We start from the raw sequence: 19,141 nt of genomic DNA on the forward strand, positions 1-19,141 counted from the left end.
TGGCCTCGTATCACCGGTTCACCGCCCGCACGATGGTGGCACGCCGCACCGACACACGGGGGCATCAGGGTGCAAATGTGGGGGCGCACAGTCTGCCTCAAGCCTCGCTCCGGGGCGAGAGTCACGCATGGTCGCGAGACCGTCGCGCTGTCGGTGGGATGCGGCAGGATGGTGCGAATGAGCGAGCAGAGCCTTCCGGAGGACGCCCACCCGGAGTACGCGGACGCGCTGCCGGAGTACGCCGAGCGGGTCCTCGAGGTCGCCGAGTCCATCCCACCCGGACGTGTCATGACCTACGGGGACGTCGCCGAATGGCTGGAGGAGGGGGGTCCGCGGCAGGTCGGCCGGGTGATGTCCCTCTACGGGGGAGTCGCCCCGTGGTGGCGTGTGGTGCGCGCCGACGGTGTGCTGCTGCCCGGCCACGAACTGCGGGCGCTCGACCACTACCGCGCGGAGGGCACCCCGCTTAAGGCGGCGAGCAGGGCCGCCGAGGGCCATGTGCCGCGCGTCGACCTGCGGCAGGCACGCTGGGACGGCGGTGAACGTGCGGATGGTCACATCTGACAGCTTCCGCCACGGCCCTGGCCGGGGGGAAACGCCCGGCCCGCACGAGGGAGGCCGGGCACGCCCGCCGCATGCCGTACGTTCGTGAGGCGAGGGTCGTGCGCGACGCCCGGGCCGCGAGGGTCGCGAGCGCTGTGCGGGAAGAACAGGAAGCCCTGCTTCCGCGGTATCCGTCGGCGTAGCGTCGCCTGCACGCGTCCCCTTCATCCCGCGGACACCGTCCGCCACGGTTGAGGCGCCCGCCCGTGACCCGACGACCACCGTCGCGACGGCGTCCCGCGCCGACCGCGACAGCCCCCAGCACACCCACCAGGACCGGCGAACCACGTGAGCTCCTCTTTCTCCACCGAGCACCTGCCGCACCCCGTGCGGCAGGGGAGCCGTGGTGCTTACCGACTGGTCCGTACCCCGCCGGCGCGACCGGAGCCCCCTGGACTGGACGCTGCCCAGCGCGCCGTGGTTGACCACGGGAGCGGACCACTGCTCGTCCTCGCCGGTCCGGGCACCGGCAAGACCACCACCCTCGTCGAGTCCGTGGCGGCCCGGGTCGCCCGGGGCGACGACCCCGCGCGCATCCTGGTGCTCACCTTCAGCCGCAAGGCCGCCGTCGATCTGCGGGACCGCATGGCACAGCGGGTCGGCGCCGCCCGCGCGCCGCAGGCGACCACCTTCCACTCCTTCTGCTACGCCCTGATCCGTGCCCACCAGGACAGCGAGCTCTTCGTGGAGCCGCTGCGCCTGCTGTCCGGCCCCGAGCAGGACGTCGCCGTCCGCGGGCTGCTGGCCGGCCAGGTCGACCTGGAGCGGCTCGGCCTCGCCCATGTGCGCTGGCCGGACGAGCTGCGTGCCTGTCTGACCACCCGCGGTTTCGCCGACGAGGTCCGCGCGGTCCTCGCCCGCAGCCGTGAGCTCGGCCTGGGGCCAGGGGCCCTGGAGGCCTTCGCCCGCCGCATCGGCCGCCCCGACTGGCGGGCGGCGGCCGTCTTCCTCGCCGAGTACCTCGACGTCCTCGACCTCCAGGGCGTGCTCGACTACGCGGAGCTGGTCCATCGTGCGGTGCTCCTCGCCCGCAGTCCCGAGGTCGCCGGGCGGCTCGCCGCGCAGTACGACGCCGTCTTCGTGGACGAGTACCAGGACACCGATCCGGCCCAGGTCCGGTTGCTGCACGCCCTCGCCGGCGGGGGCCGCACCCTGGTCGCGTTCGGTGACCCCGACCAGTCGATCTACGCCTTCCGGGGCGCCGACCTGAGCGGCATCCTCGACTTCCCCCGGACCTTCCCGCAGGCGGGCGGCCACCCGGCCCCGGTCGAGGTCCTGCGCACCTCCCGCCGTTCCGGTGCCACGCTGCTCGCCGCCACCCGGCTGCTGACCCGGCGGATGCCGCTGACCCGCCTTCCGGCGGAGAAGGTGCGCGCCCACCGCGAGCTCACCCCGGTCCACGAGGGCGGGCGGGTCGAGGTCTACACGTATCCGACGGCCGGCACCGAGCTGGACAACATCGCCGACATCCTCCGCAGGGCGCATCTGGAGGACGGCGTGCCGTGGGGCGAGATGGCGGTGCTGGTGCGCGCCGGCGCGCGCGTCATCCCCTCCGTCCGCCGTGCCCTCACGGCCGCGGGCGTCCCGCTCGACATCGACGGCGACGACCTTCCGCTGCGGCACGAGCCGGCGGTGGCTCCGCTGCTGACGGCGCTGCGGGCGGTGGCGGCGGCGGAGGCCACGGGACGCGGCGGCGACGTACACACGGGCGACCACACGCACGACCACACGGACGATCGCCAGGAGCAGGAGCAGGAGCAGGAGCAGGAGCAGGAGCAGGAGCAGGAGCAGGAGCAGGAGCAGGGCGGCGAGTCGGCGTCGGCCCCGGGCCGGGGCGAGGAGTCGAGGCCGGCGTCGGCGACCGAGTCCGGGCCGGAGCCGGGTGCGGACGCCTGCTGGCTGGGCACCGAAGCCGCGCTGACCCTGCTCACCTCCCCGCTCGCCGGCATGGACGCGGCCGATCTGCGCCGCCTCGGACGGGCCTTGCGCGAGGAGGAGCGGGCGGCCGGCAACCCCGTACCGCCGCCCTCGGACGAGCTGCTCGCGCGGGCGCTCGCCGAACCCGAACGTCTGGTCGCGCACGACCCGGCGTACGCCCGCGGCGCACAGCGACTCGGCGCGCTCCTGAGGAAGGCCCGGGAGCGGCTCGCGGGCGGCGGAAGCGCCGAAGAGGCGCTGTGGGACCTGTGGGAGGGCACACCGTGGCCCGCCCGTCTGGAACGGTCCGCGCGACGCGGCGGCGCGGCCGGCCGCAACGCAGACCGGGACCTGGACGCCGTGTGCGCGCTGTTCGCGACCGCCGCGCGCGCGGAGCAGCGCACCGGGGGCCGGGGCGCGCTGAACTTCCTGGAGGAGATCGAGGCGGAGGACATCGCCGCCGACACGCTCACCCGCCGCGCCGTACGCCCCGACGCCGTCCGGCTGATGACCGCGCACCGCTCCAAGGGCCTGCAGTGGCGCCTGGTCGTCGTGGCCGGGGTCCAGGAGGGACTGTGGCCGGACCTGCGCCGTCGCGGCTCCCTGCTGGAGGCCGACCGCATCGGCCGCGACGGACTCGCCGAACCGCTCACCCCCGGCGCGCTCCTCGCCGAGGAACGACGGCTGTTCTACGTGGCCGCCACGCGCGCGCGGGAACGCCTCGTCGTCACCGCCGTGAAGGCCCCCGCCGACGACGGTGACCAGCCCTCCCGCTTCCTCACCGAGCTCGGTGTGGAGCCCCGGGACGTCACGGGCCGCCCCCGCCGCCCGCTGTCCGTCGCCGCGCTCGTCGCCGAACTGCGCGCCACGACCGTGGACCCGCGGGTCTCCGATGCGCTCAGGGAGGCCGCCGCCGACCGGCTGGCCCGGCTCGCCGTCCTCGCCGACGACGACGGCCGGCCGCTGGTGCCGTCCGCGCACCCCTACCGCTGGTGGGGCATGTTCGAGCCGACCGAGAGCAAGGTTCCGCTGCGCAACCGCGACCACCCCGTCGTGCTGTCCGGCAGCGCCCTCGACCAGCTCGCCAACACCTGCGCCCTCCAGTGGTTCCTGGGCCGCGAGGTGAAGGCCGACACGCCCGCGAGTGCCGCGCAGGGCTTCGGCAACGTCGTGCACGTCCTCGCCGACGAGGTCGCCTCCGGGCACACCCCGGCCGACCTCGACGTCCTCATGGAGCGCCTCGACTCGGTGTGGAACGCGCTCGCCTTCGACGCGCCCTGGAAGTCGGCGCAGGAGAAGGAGAACGCGCGCGTGGCGCTCGAACGCTTCCTGAAGTGGCACGTCATGGATCGCGCCGGGCGTACGCCGGTGGCGAGCGAGCACGACTTCGACGTAACCCTCGGGGCGGGTGACTACGAAGTGCGTATCCGCGGCCAGATGGACCGCGTCGAGAGCGACGCGGACGGCCGCGCCTACGTCGTCGACTTCAAGACCGGCAAGCAGACACCCAGCGCGGCCGAGGTGGCCCGCCATCCCCAGCTCGCCGTCTACCAGCTCGCCGTCCGCGAGGGCGCGGTGGACGACGCCTTCGCCGGTGCCCGGCCCGAGCCGGGGGGCGCCGAACTCGTGCAGCTGCGCCAGGGCGCCGCGAAACGGGACGGCGGCGAGACCCTGCCCAAGGTGCAGGCGCAGGAATCCCTGGCGGGGCCGGAGGGGGAGTGGGTCGGAGACCTGCTGGCCACGGCCGCAGGCAAGGTCCTCGACGAACGGTTCACCCCCACCGCGGGCCAGCACTGCACGCACTGTTCCTTCCAGGCCTCGTGCAGTGCGCGTCCCGAGGGCCGGCACGTGGTCGAGTGACCCGCGCCCGCTCACCGGGCCGTCGCGCGACACCACACCGCAGGTGCGGCACGGCACCGCGGCCGGCGCGACGCACCCCGCGGCCACCCCTGCGACGCAGTCCCTGTGACCCAGCCCCTGTGACGCACCGCACCACCCGTGCTGACCTGCGCTTCGTGCTCGTCCGAGCGGCGATCGGGCCTCCGCTGTCAGTGCCCACGGCTAGCCTCTTCGACGTGCCCGCCCGCATCACCGACCCCGAGCAGCTCAAAGAGCTCCTCGGCATCCCGTTCACCCCGGAGCAGACGGCCTGCATCACCGCGCCGCCCGCCCCGCAGGTCATCGTGGCCGGAGCCGGGTCGGGCAAGACGACGGTGATGGCCGCACGCGTGGTGTGGCTGGTCGGCACCGGCCAGGTCGCCCCCGAGCAGGTCCTCGGCCTGACCTTCACCAACAAGGCCGCCGGCGAACTCGCCGAGCGCGTCCGCAAGGCGCTCGTCAAGGCGGGCGTCACGGATCCCGACGTCATCGACCCGGACCACCCCCCGGGCGAGCCGGTGATCTCCACGTACCACTCCTTCGCCGGCCGTCTGCTGACCGACCACGGCCTGCGCATCGGGCTCGAACCGACCACCCGCCTCCTCGCCGACGCCACCCGCTACCAGCTCGCCGCCCGCGTGCTGCGCGAGGCCCCGGGCACCTACCCCGCGCTCACCCGTTCCTTCGCCGACCTGGTCGGCGACCTCCTCACCCTCGACGGCGAGCTCGCCGAACACCTCGTGACCCCTGAGGACCTGCGCGCGTGGGACACCGCGCTGCTGCGCGACCTGGAGAGCGCCAAGCTCACCAACGTGGAGCTGCGCAAGGTCCCCGAGACGGCCGCCGCCCGCCGTGAGCTGGCCGGTCTCGTGCTGCGCTACCGGGCCGCCAAGCGCGAGCGCGACGTGCTCGACTTCGGCGACCAGATCGCCCACGCGGCCCGGCTCGCCAGGCTTCCCGAGGTGGGCCGCGTGCTGCGCGAGGAGTTCCGTGTGGTGCTCCTCGACGAGTACCAGGACACGTCGGTGGCCCAGCGCATCCTGCTCTCGGGTCTGTTCGGCGGCGGCACCGGCCACCCGGTGACCGCGGTCGGCGACCCCTGCCAGGCGATCTACGGCTGGCGCGGCGCGTCCGTCGCCAACCTCGACGACTTCCCCGAGCACTTCTCCCACGCCGACGGCCGCCCCGCCACCCGCCAGGCCCTCAGCGAGAACCGCCGCAGCGGCGGCCGCCTCCTCGACCTCGCCAACGGCCTCGCCGAGCCGCTGCGCGCCATGCACGCGGGCGTGGAGGCGCTGCGCCCGGCCCCCGGCGCCGAACGCGACGGCACGGTCCGCTGCGCCCTGCTGGGCACCCATGCCGAGGAGATCGACTGGCTCGCCGACTCCCTCGCCCACCTCGTACGGACCGGGACGGCCCCCGGTGAGATCGCCGTGCTGTGCCGTACGGCCGGCGACTTCGCCCTGATCCAGGGGGCCCTCGTCGCCCGGGACGTGCCCGTCGAGGTGGTCGGCCTGTCCGGACTGCTGCACCTGCCCGAGGTCGCCGACCTCGTCGCCGTCTGCGAGGTCCTCCAGGACCCGGGCGCCAACGCGTCACTGGTCCGGCTGCTGACCGGTCCGCGCTGGCGCATCGGTCCGCGCGACCTCGCGCTCCTCGGCCGCCGGGCCCGGCTCCTGGTCTCCCACACGCGCGTGGGCGCCGACGGCGACCCCGACCGCAGACTCGCCGAGGCCGTCGAGGGGGTCGACCCCGCCGAGGTGACATCGCTCGCGGACGCCCTCGACACGTTCCTGGAGACCCCGCTGAACGGCGCCGGGGACGACGACGGGCTGCCGTTCTCGCCCGACGCGCGCGTACGGTTCGCCCGTCTCGCCGGCGAGCTGCGCGACCTGCGCCGCTCGCTGGCCGACCCGCTCATGGACGTTCTGCACCGCGTCCTCGCCGTCACCGGCCTCGAGGTGGAACTGTCGGCGTCCCCGCACGCGCTGGCGGCCCGCCGCCGCGAGACCCTGTCGAACTTCCTCGACGTCGCCGCCGCCTTCGCCGCGGGGGACGGCGAGGCCTCCCTGCTGGCCTTCCTCGGCTTCCTGCGCACCGCCGCCCAGTACGAGAAGGGCCTCGACAACGCCCTCCCCGGCGGCGAGAACACCGTCAAGGTGCTCACCGCGCACCGCTCCAAGGGCCTCGAATGGGATGTCGTCGCGGTCCCCGGCCTGGTCGCGGGGGCCTTCCCCAGCGACCGGGGCCGGGAGAAGTGGACCGCCCAGGGGAAGGTGCTGCCGCACCGGCTGCGCGGCGACGCCGACACCCTGCCCGACATCGACTCCTGGGACTCCCGCGGGATGAAGGCCTTCCACGAGTCCATGAAGGAGCACCAGCACACCGAGGAACTCCGCCTCGGGTACGTCACCTTCACCCGCCCCCGCTCCCTGCTGCTCGGTTCCGGCCACTGGTGGGGCCCCACCCAGAAGAAGCCCCGTGGCCCGTCCGGCTTCCTCCAGGCCCTGTACGACCACTGCGTGGCGGGACACGGCGAGATCGAGGCCTGGGCGGACGAGCCCGAGGAGGACGAGGAGAACCCGGCCCTGCACCTGGCCACCGCCGACCAGGTGTGGCCCCTTCCCCTCGACGAGGCCGCCCTCGCCCGCCGTCGTGCGGCCGCCGAGACGGTCCTCGCCAGGCTGGAGACCCTCGCCTCCCACGGGGACGGCCGTCCCGCGGCCGCGTATGCCCCCGACGCCGCCGAGGACCCGGACTGGCCCCTCCCGCCGGAGGCCGACGAGTCCGCCCACCCGGACCGCACCGGCCCCTTCGACGACTTCGACGAACCGCCGTACTCCGACGAACCTCCTTACGACGACCACGCAGCTCTCCACGAGGACCACGCACCCCGCTACGAGGACGGCGGCCCCTTCGACGAGGACACCCCGGACTGGGAGTCGCTGACCACCGACCGCCCCGCGCCCGCGAGCCTCCTCCCCACGAGCCGCCCCGCGCCCACGAGCCTCCCCGCGAGCCGCCCCGCGCCCGCGAACCGCCCGACGGTCCCGCACCAGGCGACCGGCCCGGAATCCGCACAGGCCGGGCACCGAACGGTCCCCGTGCGCGGCGGGCACCCGGAGCACAGCCACCTCACCCCGGAGGAAGTCCGCACCGTCGCCTCCTGGGACCGTGACCTCGGCGCCCTCACCGACGAGCTGCTGCGCGCCCGGCAGAGCGTCAGGGACGTCCCCCTGCCCATGACGCTCACCGCGTCCCAGATTCTGCGCCTGGCCGCCGACCCGGACGGGTTCGCCCAGGAACTCGCGCGCCCCATGCCGCGCCCCCCGCAACCGGCCGCGCGCCGGGGCACCCGTTTCCACGCCTGGGTGGAAGCGCGCTTCGAAGAGTTGACGCTGCCCATGCTGGAACCAGAGGAGCTGCCCGGCGGTGAACACGACATCGCCGACGAACACGACCTCCAGACGCTCAAGGACGCCTTCGAGCGCACCGACTACGCACACCGCACGCCCTACCGCGTCGAGACCCCGTTCCAGCTCGCGCTCGGCGGCCGCGTCGTCCGGGGCCGTATCGACGCCGTCTACCGGCACCGCGGCGCCGACGGGACGACGTACGAGATCGTCGACTGGAAGACCAGCCGCACCCGCACCGCCGATCCGCTCCAGCTCGCCCTGTACCGGCTGGCCTGGGCCGAGCAGCAGGGCGTGCCCCTGGAGTCCGTGACGGCCGCGTTCCTGTACGTCCGTGACGGCGAGGTCGTACGGCCCGACCGGCTCCCCGACCGGGCCGCGCTGGAGCGTCTGCTCGTCGGGGAGCCGTCCGTGTGACGAAACGCCCAGCCGGGATGTCACTGAGTGCCTATAGGCTCGTGAACATGAGCCAGACCCCGGACAGCGCCGTCCGTACGTACATCGAGCAGCACCGCGCCACCTTCCTCGACGCTCTCACCGAATGGCTGCGCATCCCGTCCGTGTCGGCCCAGCCCGACCACGCGCCCGATGTACGGCGCAGCGCCGACTGGCTCGCCGCGAAGCTCCGCGAGACCGGCTTCCCGACCGCCGAGGTCTGGGAGACCGCGGGCGCCCCGGCCGTCTACGCCGAGTGGCCCGCTGAGGACCCCGAGGCACCCACCGTCCTCGTCTACGGCCATCACGACGTGCAGCCCGCCGCCCGCGAGGACGGCTGGGACAGCGAACCCTTCGAACCCGTCGTACGCGACAACCGCCTCTACGCGCGCGGGGCGGCCGACGACAAGGGTCAGGTGTTCTTCCACACACTCGGTGTCCGCGCCCACCTCGCCGCCACCGGCCGGACCGCCCCCGCGGTCCACCTCAAGCTGCTGATCGAGGGCGAGGAGGAGTCCGGTTCCCCGAACTTCCGCGCGCTCGTCGAGGAGCGCGCGGACCGGCTGTCCGCCGACGCGGTGATCGTCTCCGACACGGGCATGTGGGCCGAGGACACCCCCACGGTGTGCACCGGTATGCGCGGCCTCGCCGAGTGCGAGATCCGGCTCCACGGACCCGACCAGGACATCCACTCCGGCTCCTTCGGCGGCGCCGTGCCGAACCCGGCCACCGCCGTCGCCCGCCTGGTCGCCGCCCTGCACGACGAGCACGCGCGCGTGGCGGTGCCCGGGTTCTACGACGGCATCGTCGAACTCACCGAGCGCGAGCGCGAGCTCTTCGCCGAGCTGCCCTTCGACGAGGAGCAGTGGCTGCGCACCGCCAAGTCGCACGCCCTGCACGGCGAGGCGGGACACACCACCCTGGAGCGCATCTGGGCCCGCCCCACCGCCGAGGTCAACGGCATCGGCGGCGGCTACCAGGGCCCCGGCAGCAAGACGATCGTCCCGTCCACGGCGCTGGTGAAACTGTCGTTCAGGCTGGTCGCGGGCCAGGACCCGGACCACATCGAGAAGGCCGTCCGCGCCTGGGCCGCCGAGCAGGTGCCCGCCGGGATCCGCTGCGAGATCGTCTTCGGCGCGGCCACCCGCCCCTGCCTGACCCCGCTGGACCACCCGGCCCTGCGGTCCGTCGTGCGTGCCATGGGCCGCGCCTTCGGCAAGCCCGTCCGCTTCACCCGCGAGGGCGGTTCGGGCCCGGCCGCCGACCTTCAGGAAGTGCTCGGCGCCCCCGTGCTCTTCCTGGGCATCTCCGTCCCCTCCGACGGCTGGCACGCCCCGAACGAGAAGGTCGAACTCGATCTGCTCCTCAAGGGCGTCGAGACCAGCGCGTACCTGTGGGGCGACCTCGCGCAGAACTGGCGTCATGCGCCCTGACCGCCGCGCGCCCTCCGACAGGGGACCGCGCGCGGGGCACACCGGAGAAACCGCCGTGCTGCCGGAAGCCCCGCCGGACCCGGTCACCTCCTGCCGCACGTACCGCTGAACCACCCGCCGAAACGAACCGTTCCACCGGGGGAGATGGAAGCACCTGTGACCACCTGGACCGACCACACCGCCGACCGACCCATTTCGCTCACCGCGCCCAGCGGCGTCGACCGGGCCGCCCACCACCGGCTCGACGAAGCCTGGCTCGCGGCGGCCTGGAGCCACCCCACGACCCGCTGCTTCGTGGTCTCCGGCGGTCAGGTCCTCATCGACGAGACGTCCGACGGGCGCACCGAGATCGTCATGACGCCGTCCTTCGAGGCTCCGCTCACCGAGGCGCACCGCTACTTCCTGGGCACCGACGGGGACGGTGTCAGCTACTTCGCGCTCCAGAAGGACGCCCTGCCCGGCCGTATCGACCAGTCCGCACGCCCCGCCGGACTGCGCGAGGCCGGTCTGCTGCTGTCCCCCCGGGATGCGGGCCTCATGGTGCACGCCGTCGGCCTGGAGAACTGGCAGCGCACCCACCGCTTCTGCTCCCGCTGCGGCGAGCGCACCGTCATCGCGGCGGCCGGCCACATCCGCCGCTGTCCGGCGTGCGGCGCCGAGCACTACCCGCGTACCGACCCCGCCGTGATCATGGCGGTCACCGACGCGGACGACCGGATCCTGCTCGGGCGCCAGGTCCACTGGCCCGAGGGCCGCTTCTCGACGCTGGCCGGGTTCGTCGAGCCCGGCGAGTCCATCGAGCAGTCCGTGCGCCGCGAGGTCCACGAGGAGGTCGGCATCCTCGTCGGCCGGGTCGAGTACGTGGCCAGCCAGCCCTGGCCCTTCCCGTCCAGCCTCATGCTGGGCTTCAAGGCGTACGCCACGTCCATCGAGATCGAGGTCGACGGCGACGAGATCCACGAGGCCCGCTGGTTCTCCCGCGACGAACTGACCGCCGCCTTCGAGACCGGCGAGGTGCTGCCCCCGTACGGCATCTCGATCGCGGCCCGCCTGATCGAACTCTGGTACGGCAAGCCCCTGCCGATGCGCAGCTTCGTCTGAGGCGCAACGCACCCGTCCCGGACGGAACCGACGACTCCGTCCGGGACGGGTGGTGAAGGGGGACACCGCCCGGCTCAGGGGAGCAGGGGGCGCCCCTCGATCGAGGCCTGGATGTGTTCCTCCCTGAGCGCGTCCTCGCCGTGTTCGGCGACGAAGGCGCGCACGCGGCCCAGTGGGCTGTCCGGCGGCGGTTCCTCGCTGATCGTGAAGCCGAGCATCTGCGCCCAGAACGCGGCGCCCACATCCTGCGGGTCGTTCATGTCCATGTCCCGCACGGTAGACGCAGGGTCTGACAGTCGGGCGGCGCGCAGGCTTTTGGAGCGGGGGAGGGGCACGCGGGACACACAGAACCCCCGATCGGCCGCGGAGGGTCGTCGGGGGTCGTGTCGTGCGCGGGTCAGGCGCCGAGCGCCTGCTTGACCTGGGCGAGGCTCGGGTTCGTCATGACGACCTCGGTGCCACCCGTCGCGGGCACCACCAGGACGGTCGGGACCGTCTGGTTTCCGCCATTCGCCTTCTCCACGAATGCCGCGGAGTCCGGGTCGTGCTCGATGTTGATCTCGTTGTACGTGATGCCCTCGCGGTCCAGCTGGCTCTTCAGCCGCGTGCAGTAGCCGCACCACGTGGTGCTGTACATCGTCACAGTGCCCGGCATGTGTCTCGCGCTCCTTCGACGTTCTGGGGACGGGTGGTCGCAGGGGGTGAACGTACGTGAAGAGGTCACCATTCCCGTCCGGCGGGCGGCGGGGACGTGATGCCTGCCGCATTGGTACGACTGCGAGGGCCCGCCTGTGGACAACCGGCGCACCCGTCCCGGGCGACCTGGCAGCATGGCCGTGTGACACCAGCAACGCATTCCACACTCTTCCCGCAGGTACCGGACTCGGCCGACGCGGTGCTCGACGGGCTGGACCCCGAGCAGCGCGAGGTCGCGACCGCCCTGCACGGACCGGTGTGCGTGCTGGCCGGGGCGGGCACCGGCAAGACCCGGGCCATCACCCACCGCATCGCCTACGGCGTCCGGGCGGGCATCCTCCAGCCCTCCAGCGTGCTCGCCGTCACCTTCACCAACCGGGCCGCCGGAGAGATGCGCGGCCGGCTGCGTCAGCTCGGTGCCGCCGGGGTGCAGGCCCGCACCTTCCACTCCGCCGCTCTGCGGCAGCTCCAGTATTTCTGGCCGAAAGCGATCGGTGGCTCCATGCCCCGGCTGGTCGACCGCAAGGTCCAGCTCGTCGCCGACGCGGCCGCCGCCTGCCGCATCCGCCTGGACCGGGGCGAGCTGCGCGACACCACCGCCGAGATCGAGTGGTCCAAGGTCACCCAGACCGTCCCCGCCGACTACGCGGCGGCGGCTGCCAGGGCGGGCCGCGAGGCGCCCCGCGCCCCCGCCGAGATCGCCCAGCTCTACGCCGCCTACGAGGACCTCAAGCGCGACCGCGGCGTCATCGACTTCGAGGACGTCCTGCTGCTGACCGTCGCCGTCCTGCAGGACCGCCGCGACATCGCCGAGCAGGTCCGGGCCCAGTACCAGCACTTCGTCGTCGACGAGTACCAGGACGTCAGCCCCCTCCAGCAGCGACTGCTGGAGCTGTGGCTCGGCGACCGCGACAACCTCTGCGTGGTCGGCGACGCCAGCCAGACGATCTACTCCTTCACCGGAGCGACCCCCGACCATCTGCTGGACTTCCGCACCCACCACCCCGGCGCCACCGTCGTGAAACTGGTGCGCGACTACCGCTCCACCCCCCAGGTCGTCCACCTCGCCAACGGCCTGCTCGCCCAGGCCCGCGGCCGCGCCGCCGACCACCGCCTCGAACTGGTCTCCCAACGCGCCCCCGGACCGGAGCCCCTCTACACCGAGTACACCGACGAGCCCGCCGAGGCCGAGGGCGCCGCCCGCCGGATCCGCGACCTCATCGGCGCCGGAGTCCCGGCCGGCGAGATCGCCGTCCTCTTCCGCACCAACTCCCAGTCGGAGACCTACGAGCAGGCCCTCGCCGACGCCGGCGTGCCCTACCAGCTGCGCGGCGCCGAGCGGTTCTTCGACCGGCCCGAGGTCCGCAAGGCGGGCATCGCCCTGCGCGGCGCGGCCCGCTTCGGCGGCAACGACTCGCTCCTCGACGACGCCGTCGACCTGCCGTCCCAGGTGCGTGCCGTGCTGTCCGGCGAGGGCTGGACCGCGCGGCCCCCGGCCGGTTCCGGCGCCGTCCGGGAACGCTGGGAGTCGCTGGCCGCCCTGGTGAACCTCGCCCAGGACTTCGCCGCCGCCAAGCCGGGCGCCACCCTGAGCGACCTCGTCGCCGAGCTCGACGAGCGGGCGAACGCCCAGCACGCCCCCACCGTGCAGGGCGTCACCCTCGCCTCCCTGCACTCGGCCAAGGGCCTCGAATGGGATGTCGTCTTCCTGGTCGGCGTGGCCGAGGGCATGATGCCGATCACCTACGCCAGGACCGACGAGCAGATCGAGGAGGAGCGCCGTCTGCTCTACGTCGGTGTCACCCGCGCCCGCGAGCACCTGCACGTCTCCTGGTCGCTGTCCCGCTCCCCGGGCGGACGGGCCGGCCGCAGACCCAGCCGGTTCCTCGACGGGCTGCGCCCCGGTTCGGGCAGCACGGTCGGACGTGCCGGGCAGGGCGGCGCCGGCGGCATCGAACGCGGCTTCACCGGCGGGGGACAGACCGCGGTCCCGCGCCGGACCCAGCGCACCCCGGCCCGCTGCCGGGTCTGCGGGCGCACCCTGACCGACGCCGGCGAGATGAAGCTGATGCGTTGCGAGGACTGCCCCTCCGACATGGACGAGGGCCTCTACGAGCGGTTGCGCGAGTGGCGTGGGGTTCAGGCGAGCAGCAGTGGACAACCGGCGTTCTGTGTCTTCACGGACAAGACGCTGATGGCGATCGCCGAGGCCGCCCCCGACGAACCGGGCGACCTCGCGAGGATCCCGGGCGTCGGGACCCGCAAGCTCAACCGCTACGGGTCCGATGTCCTGGCCATCTGCGCAGGCCGGGAGCCCGGCGGAGGCACCGAGGGGGACTGATGCGAACTCGTCGAAAAAATAGTTTGCGCACGCCCCAGCAATCCCCATAGGTTCTTAGGCACGGGGACGGAGGCCTTCTCGAAGGCCCCGATTCCGTGCTGTACTTACATATCCGTCGGACTGGGCTCACCCCCGGTCCCCCAAGACGCCGAGAGGAGGCGATTCCAGTGATCAGCATCTACACCAGCTCCACCAGCACCGTGAAAATGACCGATCCCTCGGTCGTCTCCGCATGCATGCTCGGCGTCTCCAACCTGGGCACCGGTGCGTCCGGCATTCGTGTCGAGCGTCCGGCCACCTCCCTGTCCCTCGCGGGTCTTCCCGTCCGCGAACGCAGTGAGCGACCGATCGAGGCACTGGAAGCAGCAGTAGTGGCACAGGCCAAGGCCTATGCCTTTACGGCGACCGGTGCCGGAATCCGGAAGCAGCAGACGACGCACCACCACCTGATGTGGGCCTTCCGTGGGCCAGAACCCTGGAGTGATCCAGCCTGATCGTCGATCAGGCCGGCGCCTTCAGGGCCGCGGAACCCCATCCGGGATCCGCGGCCCTTCTGTTTGTCCCCGAACGGGGACGACGGAGCGAAGGGGCCTCGGGACAAGAGAAAAGAACCCGGTACCACGCCGACAGCCGGTTCAACAGAGCCGGACCGACCAGACGAGGAAAACCCGCCGTGCAACTCGAAGCGCACGCCCCGTCCGTACCGCCTTCCGAAGCGATCCCCAAGCCCGGCCTCACGGAGGACCCCACCTTGACCCCGCTCACCCCGCTCACCGCGCTCACCGCGCTCGACGACGCCATCGAGAGCCTCGGCGTGCCCGTCCCCTGCCGGTCCTACGACCCGGAGGTCTTCTTCGCCGAGTCCCCGGCGGACGTGGAGTACGCCAAGTCCCTGTGCCGCACCTGCCCGCTGATCGAGGCCTGCCTCGCCGGCGCCCAGGAGCGGCGTGAGCCCTGGGGCGTCTGGGGCGGCGAGCTGTTCGTCCAGGGCGTCGTCGTCGCCCGGAAGCGGCCGCGTGGCCGCCCGCGCAAGAACCCGGTCACGGCATGAACACCGCAGGAACCATCGACCGTCCCCTCACGAACGACCCCCAGAAGCAGGCCCCGATGAAGACGTCCGCCAGCGAGCCCACCGGCTCCGCGACTCCAGACTTCACCACCAGCGGCGCGACCGGCTCGCGTCAGAACAGGACCCGAGAGATGCAACTCATCCCAGAAGCCTTGGCTCGTGCGCATATGCACGACCGACTGCACGAGGCGGAGCAGGAACGCCGGGCCATGCGCCTGGTGACCGCCCGCCGGATGCAGCGCAGGGCCGAGCGCGCCTCGATGCGTGCCCGCCGTGCGCTCGCCATGGCGGTCATGCAGTGACCACCGACCACATCTGAGGAACAGGCTCCCCGGCGTCCGGGGAGCCGGGCCTCGGGCGGGGGCCGGTCCGTGCGAACGGACCGGCCCCCGCGGTGCGTTGTGAGCCTTGATCCACCGGATGCGGGGATATCGTCGAAAGGTGACGAGTCTTCCCGGAGGCAGTGACGGCCGCGACTCCGAGCCGGAGTCGCGCTGGCTCGAATGCGCCCGCTGCGGCAGATCGGCCGAGGGCCCGCGGCCCACCTGGACCTGCTCCGTGGAGAACGGCCGGCGGCGGTACTTCTGTGACGCCTGTTCCCGCGACAACCTCAGAGCGATCGAGGGGCGGCTGGACTCGGCCTGGTGGTGACGGAGCGCGTCGCCCCCCGGGCTCAGGCCTCCGCGGCCGACTCCCCGGCCTCCGCCGGATCCGGCAGGAATCCCGGCAGCCACTCCTCCAGTTCCTGGCGCAGACGCACGGTCGAGCCCAGCTGGCACAGGACACCGATGGTGCTGAGGGTCACCCGGTGTATCAGCAGGTAGGACGGAGGAAGGTTGAGCCGCTTGCCGAGCTGGTAGGCGGGGGAGCGGGGGTCGGCGACGCGGGCCGCCTGGCCGCGCATCCAGCCGCGGGTGAAGGTGAACGCCTCGATCCGGGCGGGCTCGATGATGGGCAGGAGATAGTCGAGGACGGCGTCGGGGTCGAGTTCGATGGAGTCCTTGACGAACCCTTCCGCGCACAGGAGTTCGTAGACGGCATCGGCCCGGCCGTCGAGGGTCATCCGGAGCGAGTGGCCGATGGGTGCCGGCAGTCCACCCGGGAGCCGGTCGACCGTGCCGAAGTCCAGGACGCCCAGACGCCAGTCGTCGTCCGAGTCCCCGGGCAGCAGACGGAAGTTGCCCGGGTGCGGGTCGGCGTGCAGCAGCCCGGTGCGGGCCGGCCCGGAGAAGAGGAAGCGGGCCAGCAGCTGCCCGGCGCGGTCGCGCTGGGCCCGGGTGCCGTCGGCGATCACCTCGGACAGCGGGACGCCGTCGATCCACTCGGTGACCAGGACCTGGTCGCTCTGGTGGACCACGGCCGGCACCACCACGTCCGGGTCGTCCGCGAACTCCTGCGCGTGCTGCCGCTGGGCCTGCGCCTCCAGCCCGTAGTCGAGCTCCTCGGAGACCCGGTCCCGCAGCTCGGTGATCAGCGGCTTGATGTCCATACCCGGAACGAGGGGACCCAACAGTCGTGCGAACCGGCTGAGTTGATTCAGGTCGGAGAGAAGCGCCTCGCCCGCTCCGGGGTACTGCACCTTGACCGCGACCACGCGGCCGTCGTGCCACACCGCCCGGTGCACCTGGCCGATCGAGGCCGCCGCGGCCGGCTTGTCCTCGAACTCCCTGAACAGGCCGCGCCAGTCCTCGCCGAGCCGCTCCCGCAGCACGGTGTGCACCGTCCGCGTGGGCATCGGCGGCGCCGCTTCCTGGAGCTTGGTCAACGCGGCCCGGTAGGGGCCGGCGACCTCCTCGGGCAGCGCCGACTCGAAGACGGACAGGGCCTGCCCGAATTTCATCGCCCCGCCCTTCAGCTCGCCGAGGACCTTGAACAGCTGCTCCGCCGTGCGCTGTTGCAGCTCGCGGCCGACGAGCTCGGCGGACTCGCCCACGATCCTTTTCCCGAGCCCCCACGTCGCCCTCCCGGCGAAGCCGAGCGGGAGCGCGGCGAGCTTGGCGGTCCGGGTGACCGCGTTGCGGGGAAGATCAGACATGCGCCCTCCAAGTCCCAGCCGGTCGCGGTGTGCCTGCGGTACGGCATGGCTCCGTCGACGACCGTAGCCCGGTCATTGTCTCGTGCGACTCCCCGTCGTTGGAGGTGTGTTCTCCCTTACCTTTCTCCGCGGCTCCGCACGGACATGCGGAATGCGGCCAGACCGGACGTGCGTGCCACTGGAGCGTGGGCAGCGAAGTCTCCCAGCGGGCCCCCGCGGTGGAGGGGAGCCCGCCGTCCAGGAACGCGAGCGCATGCGCCGCGGCCAGTCCGGCGACGGTCGTGGCCAGCGCCAGGTCGCAGGCGCGTACCTGGCGCGGCCTTCCGGACTGCCACTGGGCCACCAGCCGGGGCCAGACCGGATCCCGTTCCCGGCGCCCCTCGTGCAGACAGCCGGCGCAGCCCGTCTCGCCGGGCAGGACCAAGGGCCCCACGACACCGGTCGCCTCCACGACTCCGGCGTGGAGATGGGGTGTGCCGGAGGCGATGAGGGGTTCGGCGACGGACGGGGCGGGGGCGTGGACGGCCACGTCGTCCCGCGGCGCGAGGACCACCAGGGAGAACCCCGGCTCGCCCGCGCCCCCGGGCGGGACCGCTCTCCCGGACGACTCCGCACCCCGGGATGCGCCGACGGCACGTCGGGGCGGGCGCTCCGGGGCCGCCCGGCGGGCGGCGCGACGGGCCGTCGCGTCCCGGCGCTCCCCGACGGCGTCGGCGGGCAGTCCGCCCGGTGACACATCACCCGGCTCGACGCGGCCGTCGTCGCGCACGTCGACCTCGCCGATTCCCGCGCCCGAGAGCAGTGCCGCCAGCAGGGCGCCGACCCGCCCGGCACCCCTGACCTGGACCCGCAGGCAACGGCGGGCGGCCAGCCGGCCCATCGCGTCGCCCGGACCGGAGGTCGTCAGGGACAGCGAGGCCAGATCGGGGCCGAGCCGGGCCAGTGCCTCCTTCCTGGACCGCAACGCGTCGGCGGGCGGCCCGCCGCCTCTCGCGTCGTCCAGGAGTCCGGCCCGCGCCAGCCGGGTGACCAGCGTGTCGACATGCCCGTCGGGCAGGTCCATACGGCGGCCCTCCTCGCGCAGCAGCGCGAGGCCGCGGGTGCCGTCGAGCAGATCGAGGAAACTGCCGGTCGCCGTGTCCACGGGACCGAGCGTCAGCGCGTGCGCGGGAGTCATCCCGAACTGCACGGTGTTGAGGTCGCGCCAGCCGCGCCGCAGCGCGGGTTTCACCATCGGATGCATGACAGGCCCCCGTAGCCGAGATGAAGTCGCAGGGACGAGAGGGAAGTCACAGAACGTTATGGATCGTCCCTCTTCGCCGATGGAGTCCGGTCCATGCTCCGCCGGCGAATGCCAGGATGCCCGTCCCGGCCGGGCGGTGCCGAAAGTTGTCCACAGGCAGGGGATGTTCGTCGTACGAATCGGACGCGGGGCGGGGGATCGCAAACCGAACCGTCCCGGAGTCGGGACTTCCCCCATGTGCAGCGGGTAACGTCGGGGCGTGCCCGCCGACCCACTGCACAGTGCCGGAACTCCACAGCGCAGCACGACGAGCCAGCCGCCGAGCGGCTCGGTGGCGAGCGCGATCGAGGTGCGCAGGAGCTCCCGTCGCCGCAGGACGGTCTCCGCCTACCGCGAGGGCGATCGCACCGTCGTGCTCATCCCCGCCCGGATGTCCGAGGCGGAGGAGCAGCGCTGGGTGACGGTCATGCTCGACAAGCTCGCGGCCCAGGAGAGCAAGCGGGTGCTCGGTGACGCCGAACTGGCCGAGCGCGCCGAGCGGCTGTCGGACCAGTACTTCGGCGGACGCGCCCGGCCCGCCTCGGTGCGCTGGGTCACCAACCAGAACACGCGCTGGGGCTCGTGCACCCCGGCCGAGGGCAGCATCCGGCTGTCGCACCGGCTCCAGGGCATGCCCGAGTACGTCATCGACTACGTGCTCCTGCACGAGCTGGCGCATCTGCTCGTGCCCGGTCACGGGCCGCGCTTCTGGCGGCTGCTGGAGGCGTACCCGCGTACCGAACGGGCACGGGGCTATCTGGAGGGAGTGGTCGCAGCCGACCGGCTGCCCCATTTGCCCGGTGCGCGCAGTGAGTGACTCCGCGCCGCGCCGGCGCGGACGTCGAGGCTGAGCACTGGTTGTGTACCGGGACGGTACCGACTGCCTGCGTTGTCGGAGTTTGCGGTTAGCCTGGCGCGACGCACTCGTATTCGGGATG

The 19,141-nt window shown here is 73.0% G+C and carries 15 protein-coding genes; 11 read left to right on the top strand and 4 right to left on the bottom strand.

Annotated elements, in window-relative coordinates; genetic code table 11:
- Positions 1-177 precede the first annotated feature (177 nt).
- The 5 genes from ACZ60B_RS05170 to nudC all read left to right on the top strand — a co-directional run bounded on the left by ACZ60B_RS05170 (position 178) and on the right by nudC (position 10,780).
- A complete protein-coding gene (locus tag ACZ60B_RS05170; protein ID WP_469384287.1) occupies positions 178-564 on the top strand; it encodes an MGMT family protein in 387 nt (128 codons plus the stop codon).
- Between the two features lie 327 nt (positions 565-891).
- Entirely contained in the window at positions 892-4,380 is a 3,489-nt protein-coding gene (locus tag ACZ60B_RS05175; protein ID WP_469384289.1) for an ATP-dependent helicase, read from the top strand.
- A 215-nt stretch (positions 4,381-4,595) separates the two neighbouring features.
- Complete coding sequence (locus ACZ60B_RS05180; protein WP_469384290.1) at positions 4,596-8,228, top strand: ATP-dependent helicase; 3,633 nt, start codon at positions 4,596-4,598, stop codon at positions 8,226-8,228.
- 47 nt (positions 8,229-8,275) lie between these two features.
- A complete protein-coding gene (locus tag ACZ60B_RS05185) occupies positions 8,276-9,679 on the top strand; it encodes a dipeptidase (protein ID WP_469384292.1) in 1,404 nt (467 codons plus the stop codon).
- A 144-nt stretch (positions 9,680-9,823) separates the two neighbouring features.
- Entirely contained in the window at positions 9,824-10,780 is a 957-nt protein-coding gene (nudC, locus tag ACZ60B_RS05190; protein ID WP_469384294.1) for an NAD(+) diphosphatase, read from the top strand.
- A 74-nt stretch (positions 10,781-10,854) separates the two neighbouring features.
- Here nudC and ACZ60B_RS05195 read toward each other — a convergent pair whose 3' ends face one another.
- A complete protein-coding gene (locus ACZ60B_RS05195; RefSeq protein ID WP_469384296.1) occupies positions 10,855-11,046 on the bottom strand; it encodes a hypothetical protein in 192 nt (63 codons plus the stop codon).
- A gap of 131 nt (positions 11,047-11,177) precedes the next feature.
- Positions 11,178-11,435 (bottom strand): glutaredoxin family protein, encoded by a 258-nt coding sequence (locus ACZ60B_RS05200; protein WP_152891521.1) that lies wholly within the window; start codon positions 11,433-11,435, stop codon positions 11,178-11,180.
- A 183-nt stretch (positions 11,436-11,618) separates the two neighbouring features.
- On the opposite strand from ACZ60B_RS05200, the gene ACZ60B_RS05205 reads away from it, so the two are divergent.
- The 5 genes from ACZ60B_RS05205 to ACZ60B_RS05225 all read left to right on the top strand — a co-directional run bounded on the left by ACZ60B_RS05205 (position 11,619) and on the right by ACZ60B_RS05225 (position 15,537).
- Positions 11,619-13,817 carry an ATP-dependent DNA helicase UvrD2 gene (locus tag ACZ60B_RS05205; protein ID WP_469384299.1) on the top strand — a complete coding sequence of 733 codons (2,199 nt, stop codon included), beginning with the start codon at positions 11,619-11,621 and terminating at the stop codon, positions 13,815-13,817.
- 167 nt (positions 13,818-13,984) lie between these two features.
- On the top strand, positions 13,985-14,311 hold the full coding sequence (locus tag ACZ60B_RS05210; RefSeq protein ID WP_469384301.1) for a hypothetical protein: 327 nt from the start codon (positions 13,985-13,987) through the stop codon (positions 14,309-14,311).
- A 179-nt stretch (positions 14,312-14,490) separates the two neighbouring features.
- Positions 14,491-14,868, top strand: a complete 378-nt coding sequence (locus ACZ60B_RS05215) for a WhiB family transcriptional regulator (RefSeq protein WP_351607831.1) — start codon at positions 14,491-14,493, stop codon at positions 14,866-14,868.
- Complete coding sequence (locus tag ACZ60B_RS05220) at positions 14,865-15,188, top strand: hypothetical protein (protein ID WP_469384304.1); 324 nt, start codon at positions 14,865-14,867, stop codon at positions 15,186-15,188. The genes ACZ60B_RS05215 and ACZ60B_RS05220 overlap by 4 nt, the downstream gene beginning before the upstream one ends.
- A 139-nt stretch (positions 15,189-15,327) precedes the next feature.
- Positions 15,328-15,537, top strand: a complete 210-nt coding sequence (locus ACZ60B_RS05225) for a hypothetical protein (protein ID WP_469384306.1) — start codon at positions 15,328-15,330, stop codon at positions 15,535-15,537.
- Between the two features lie 22 nt (positions 15,538-15,559).
- On the opposite strand, the gene ACZ60B_RS05230 is transcribed toward ACZ60B_RS05225, so the two are convergent.
- Positions 15,560-16,921 carry an ABC1 kinase family protein gene (locus ACZ60B_RS05230; protein WP_469384307.1) on the bottom strand — a complete coding sequence of 454 codons (1,362 nt, stop codon included), beginning with the start codon at positions 16,919-16,921 and terminating at the stop codon, positions 15,560-15,562.
- Complete coding sequence (locus ACZ60B_RS05235) at positions 16,914-18,164, bottom strand: TOMM precursor leader peptide-binding protein (RefSeq protein WP_469384309.1); 1,251 nt, start codon at positions 18,162-18,164, stop codon at positions 16,914-16,916. Before ACZ60B_RS05235 ends, ACZ60B_RS05230 begins: the two co-directional genes overlap by 8 nt.
- 259 nt (positions 18,165-18,423) lie before the next feature.
- Between ACZ60B_RS05235 and ACZ60B_RS05240 the strand changes: the two genes are divergently transcribed.
- The gene (locus ACZ60B_RS05240) at positions 18,424-19,020 is read left to right on the top strand and encodes a M48 metallopeptidase family protein (RefSeq protein WP_469384311.1); all 597 of its coding nucleotides are present in this window, start codon (positions 18,424-18,426) and stop codon (positions 19,018-19,020) included.
- The last annotated feature ends 121 nt before the right edge of the window (positions 19,021-19,141 follow it).

The organism is Streptomyces sp. NPDC104096 (genome assembly GCF_055584385.1).

Excerpts from the sequence above, each read along its gene's own strand:
- ACZ60B_RS05170 (WP_469384287.1), top strand. The coding sequence starts at position 178 with ATGAGCGAGCAGAGCCTTCCGGAGGACGCCCACCCGGAGTACGCGGAC.
- ACZ60B_RS05185 (WP_469384292.1), top strand. The coding sequence starts at position 8,276 with ATGAGCCAGACCCCGGACAGCGCCGTCCGTACGTACATCGAGCAGCAC.
- nudC (WP_469384294.1), top strand. The coding sequence starts at position 9,824 with ATGGAAGCACCTGTGACCACCTGGACCGACCACACCGCCGACCGACCC.
- ACZ60B_RS05195 (WP_469384296.1), bottom strand. The coding sequence starts at position 11,046 with ATGGACATGAACGACCCGCAGGATGTGGGCGCCGCGTTCTGGGCGCAG.
- ACZ60B_RS05200 (WP_152891521.1), bottom strand. The coding sequence starts at position 11,435 with ATGCCGGGCACTGTGACGATGTACAGCACCACGTGGTGCGGCTACTGC.
- ACZ60B_RS05220 (WP_469384304.1), top strand. The coding sequence starts at position 14,865 with ATGAACACCGCAGGAACCATCGACCGTCCCCTCACGAACGACCCCCAG.
- ACZ60B_RS05230 (WP_469384307.1), bottom strand. The coding sequence starts at position 16,921 with ATGTCTGATCTTCCCCGCAACGCGGTCACCCGGACCGCCAAGCTCGCC.
- ACZ60B_RS05235 (WP_469384309.1), bottom strand. The coding sequence starts at position 18,164 with ATGCATCCGATGGTGAAACCCGCGCTGCGGCGCGGCTGGCGCGACCTC.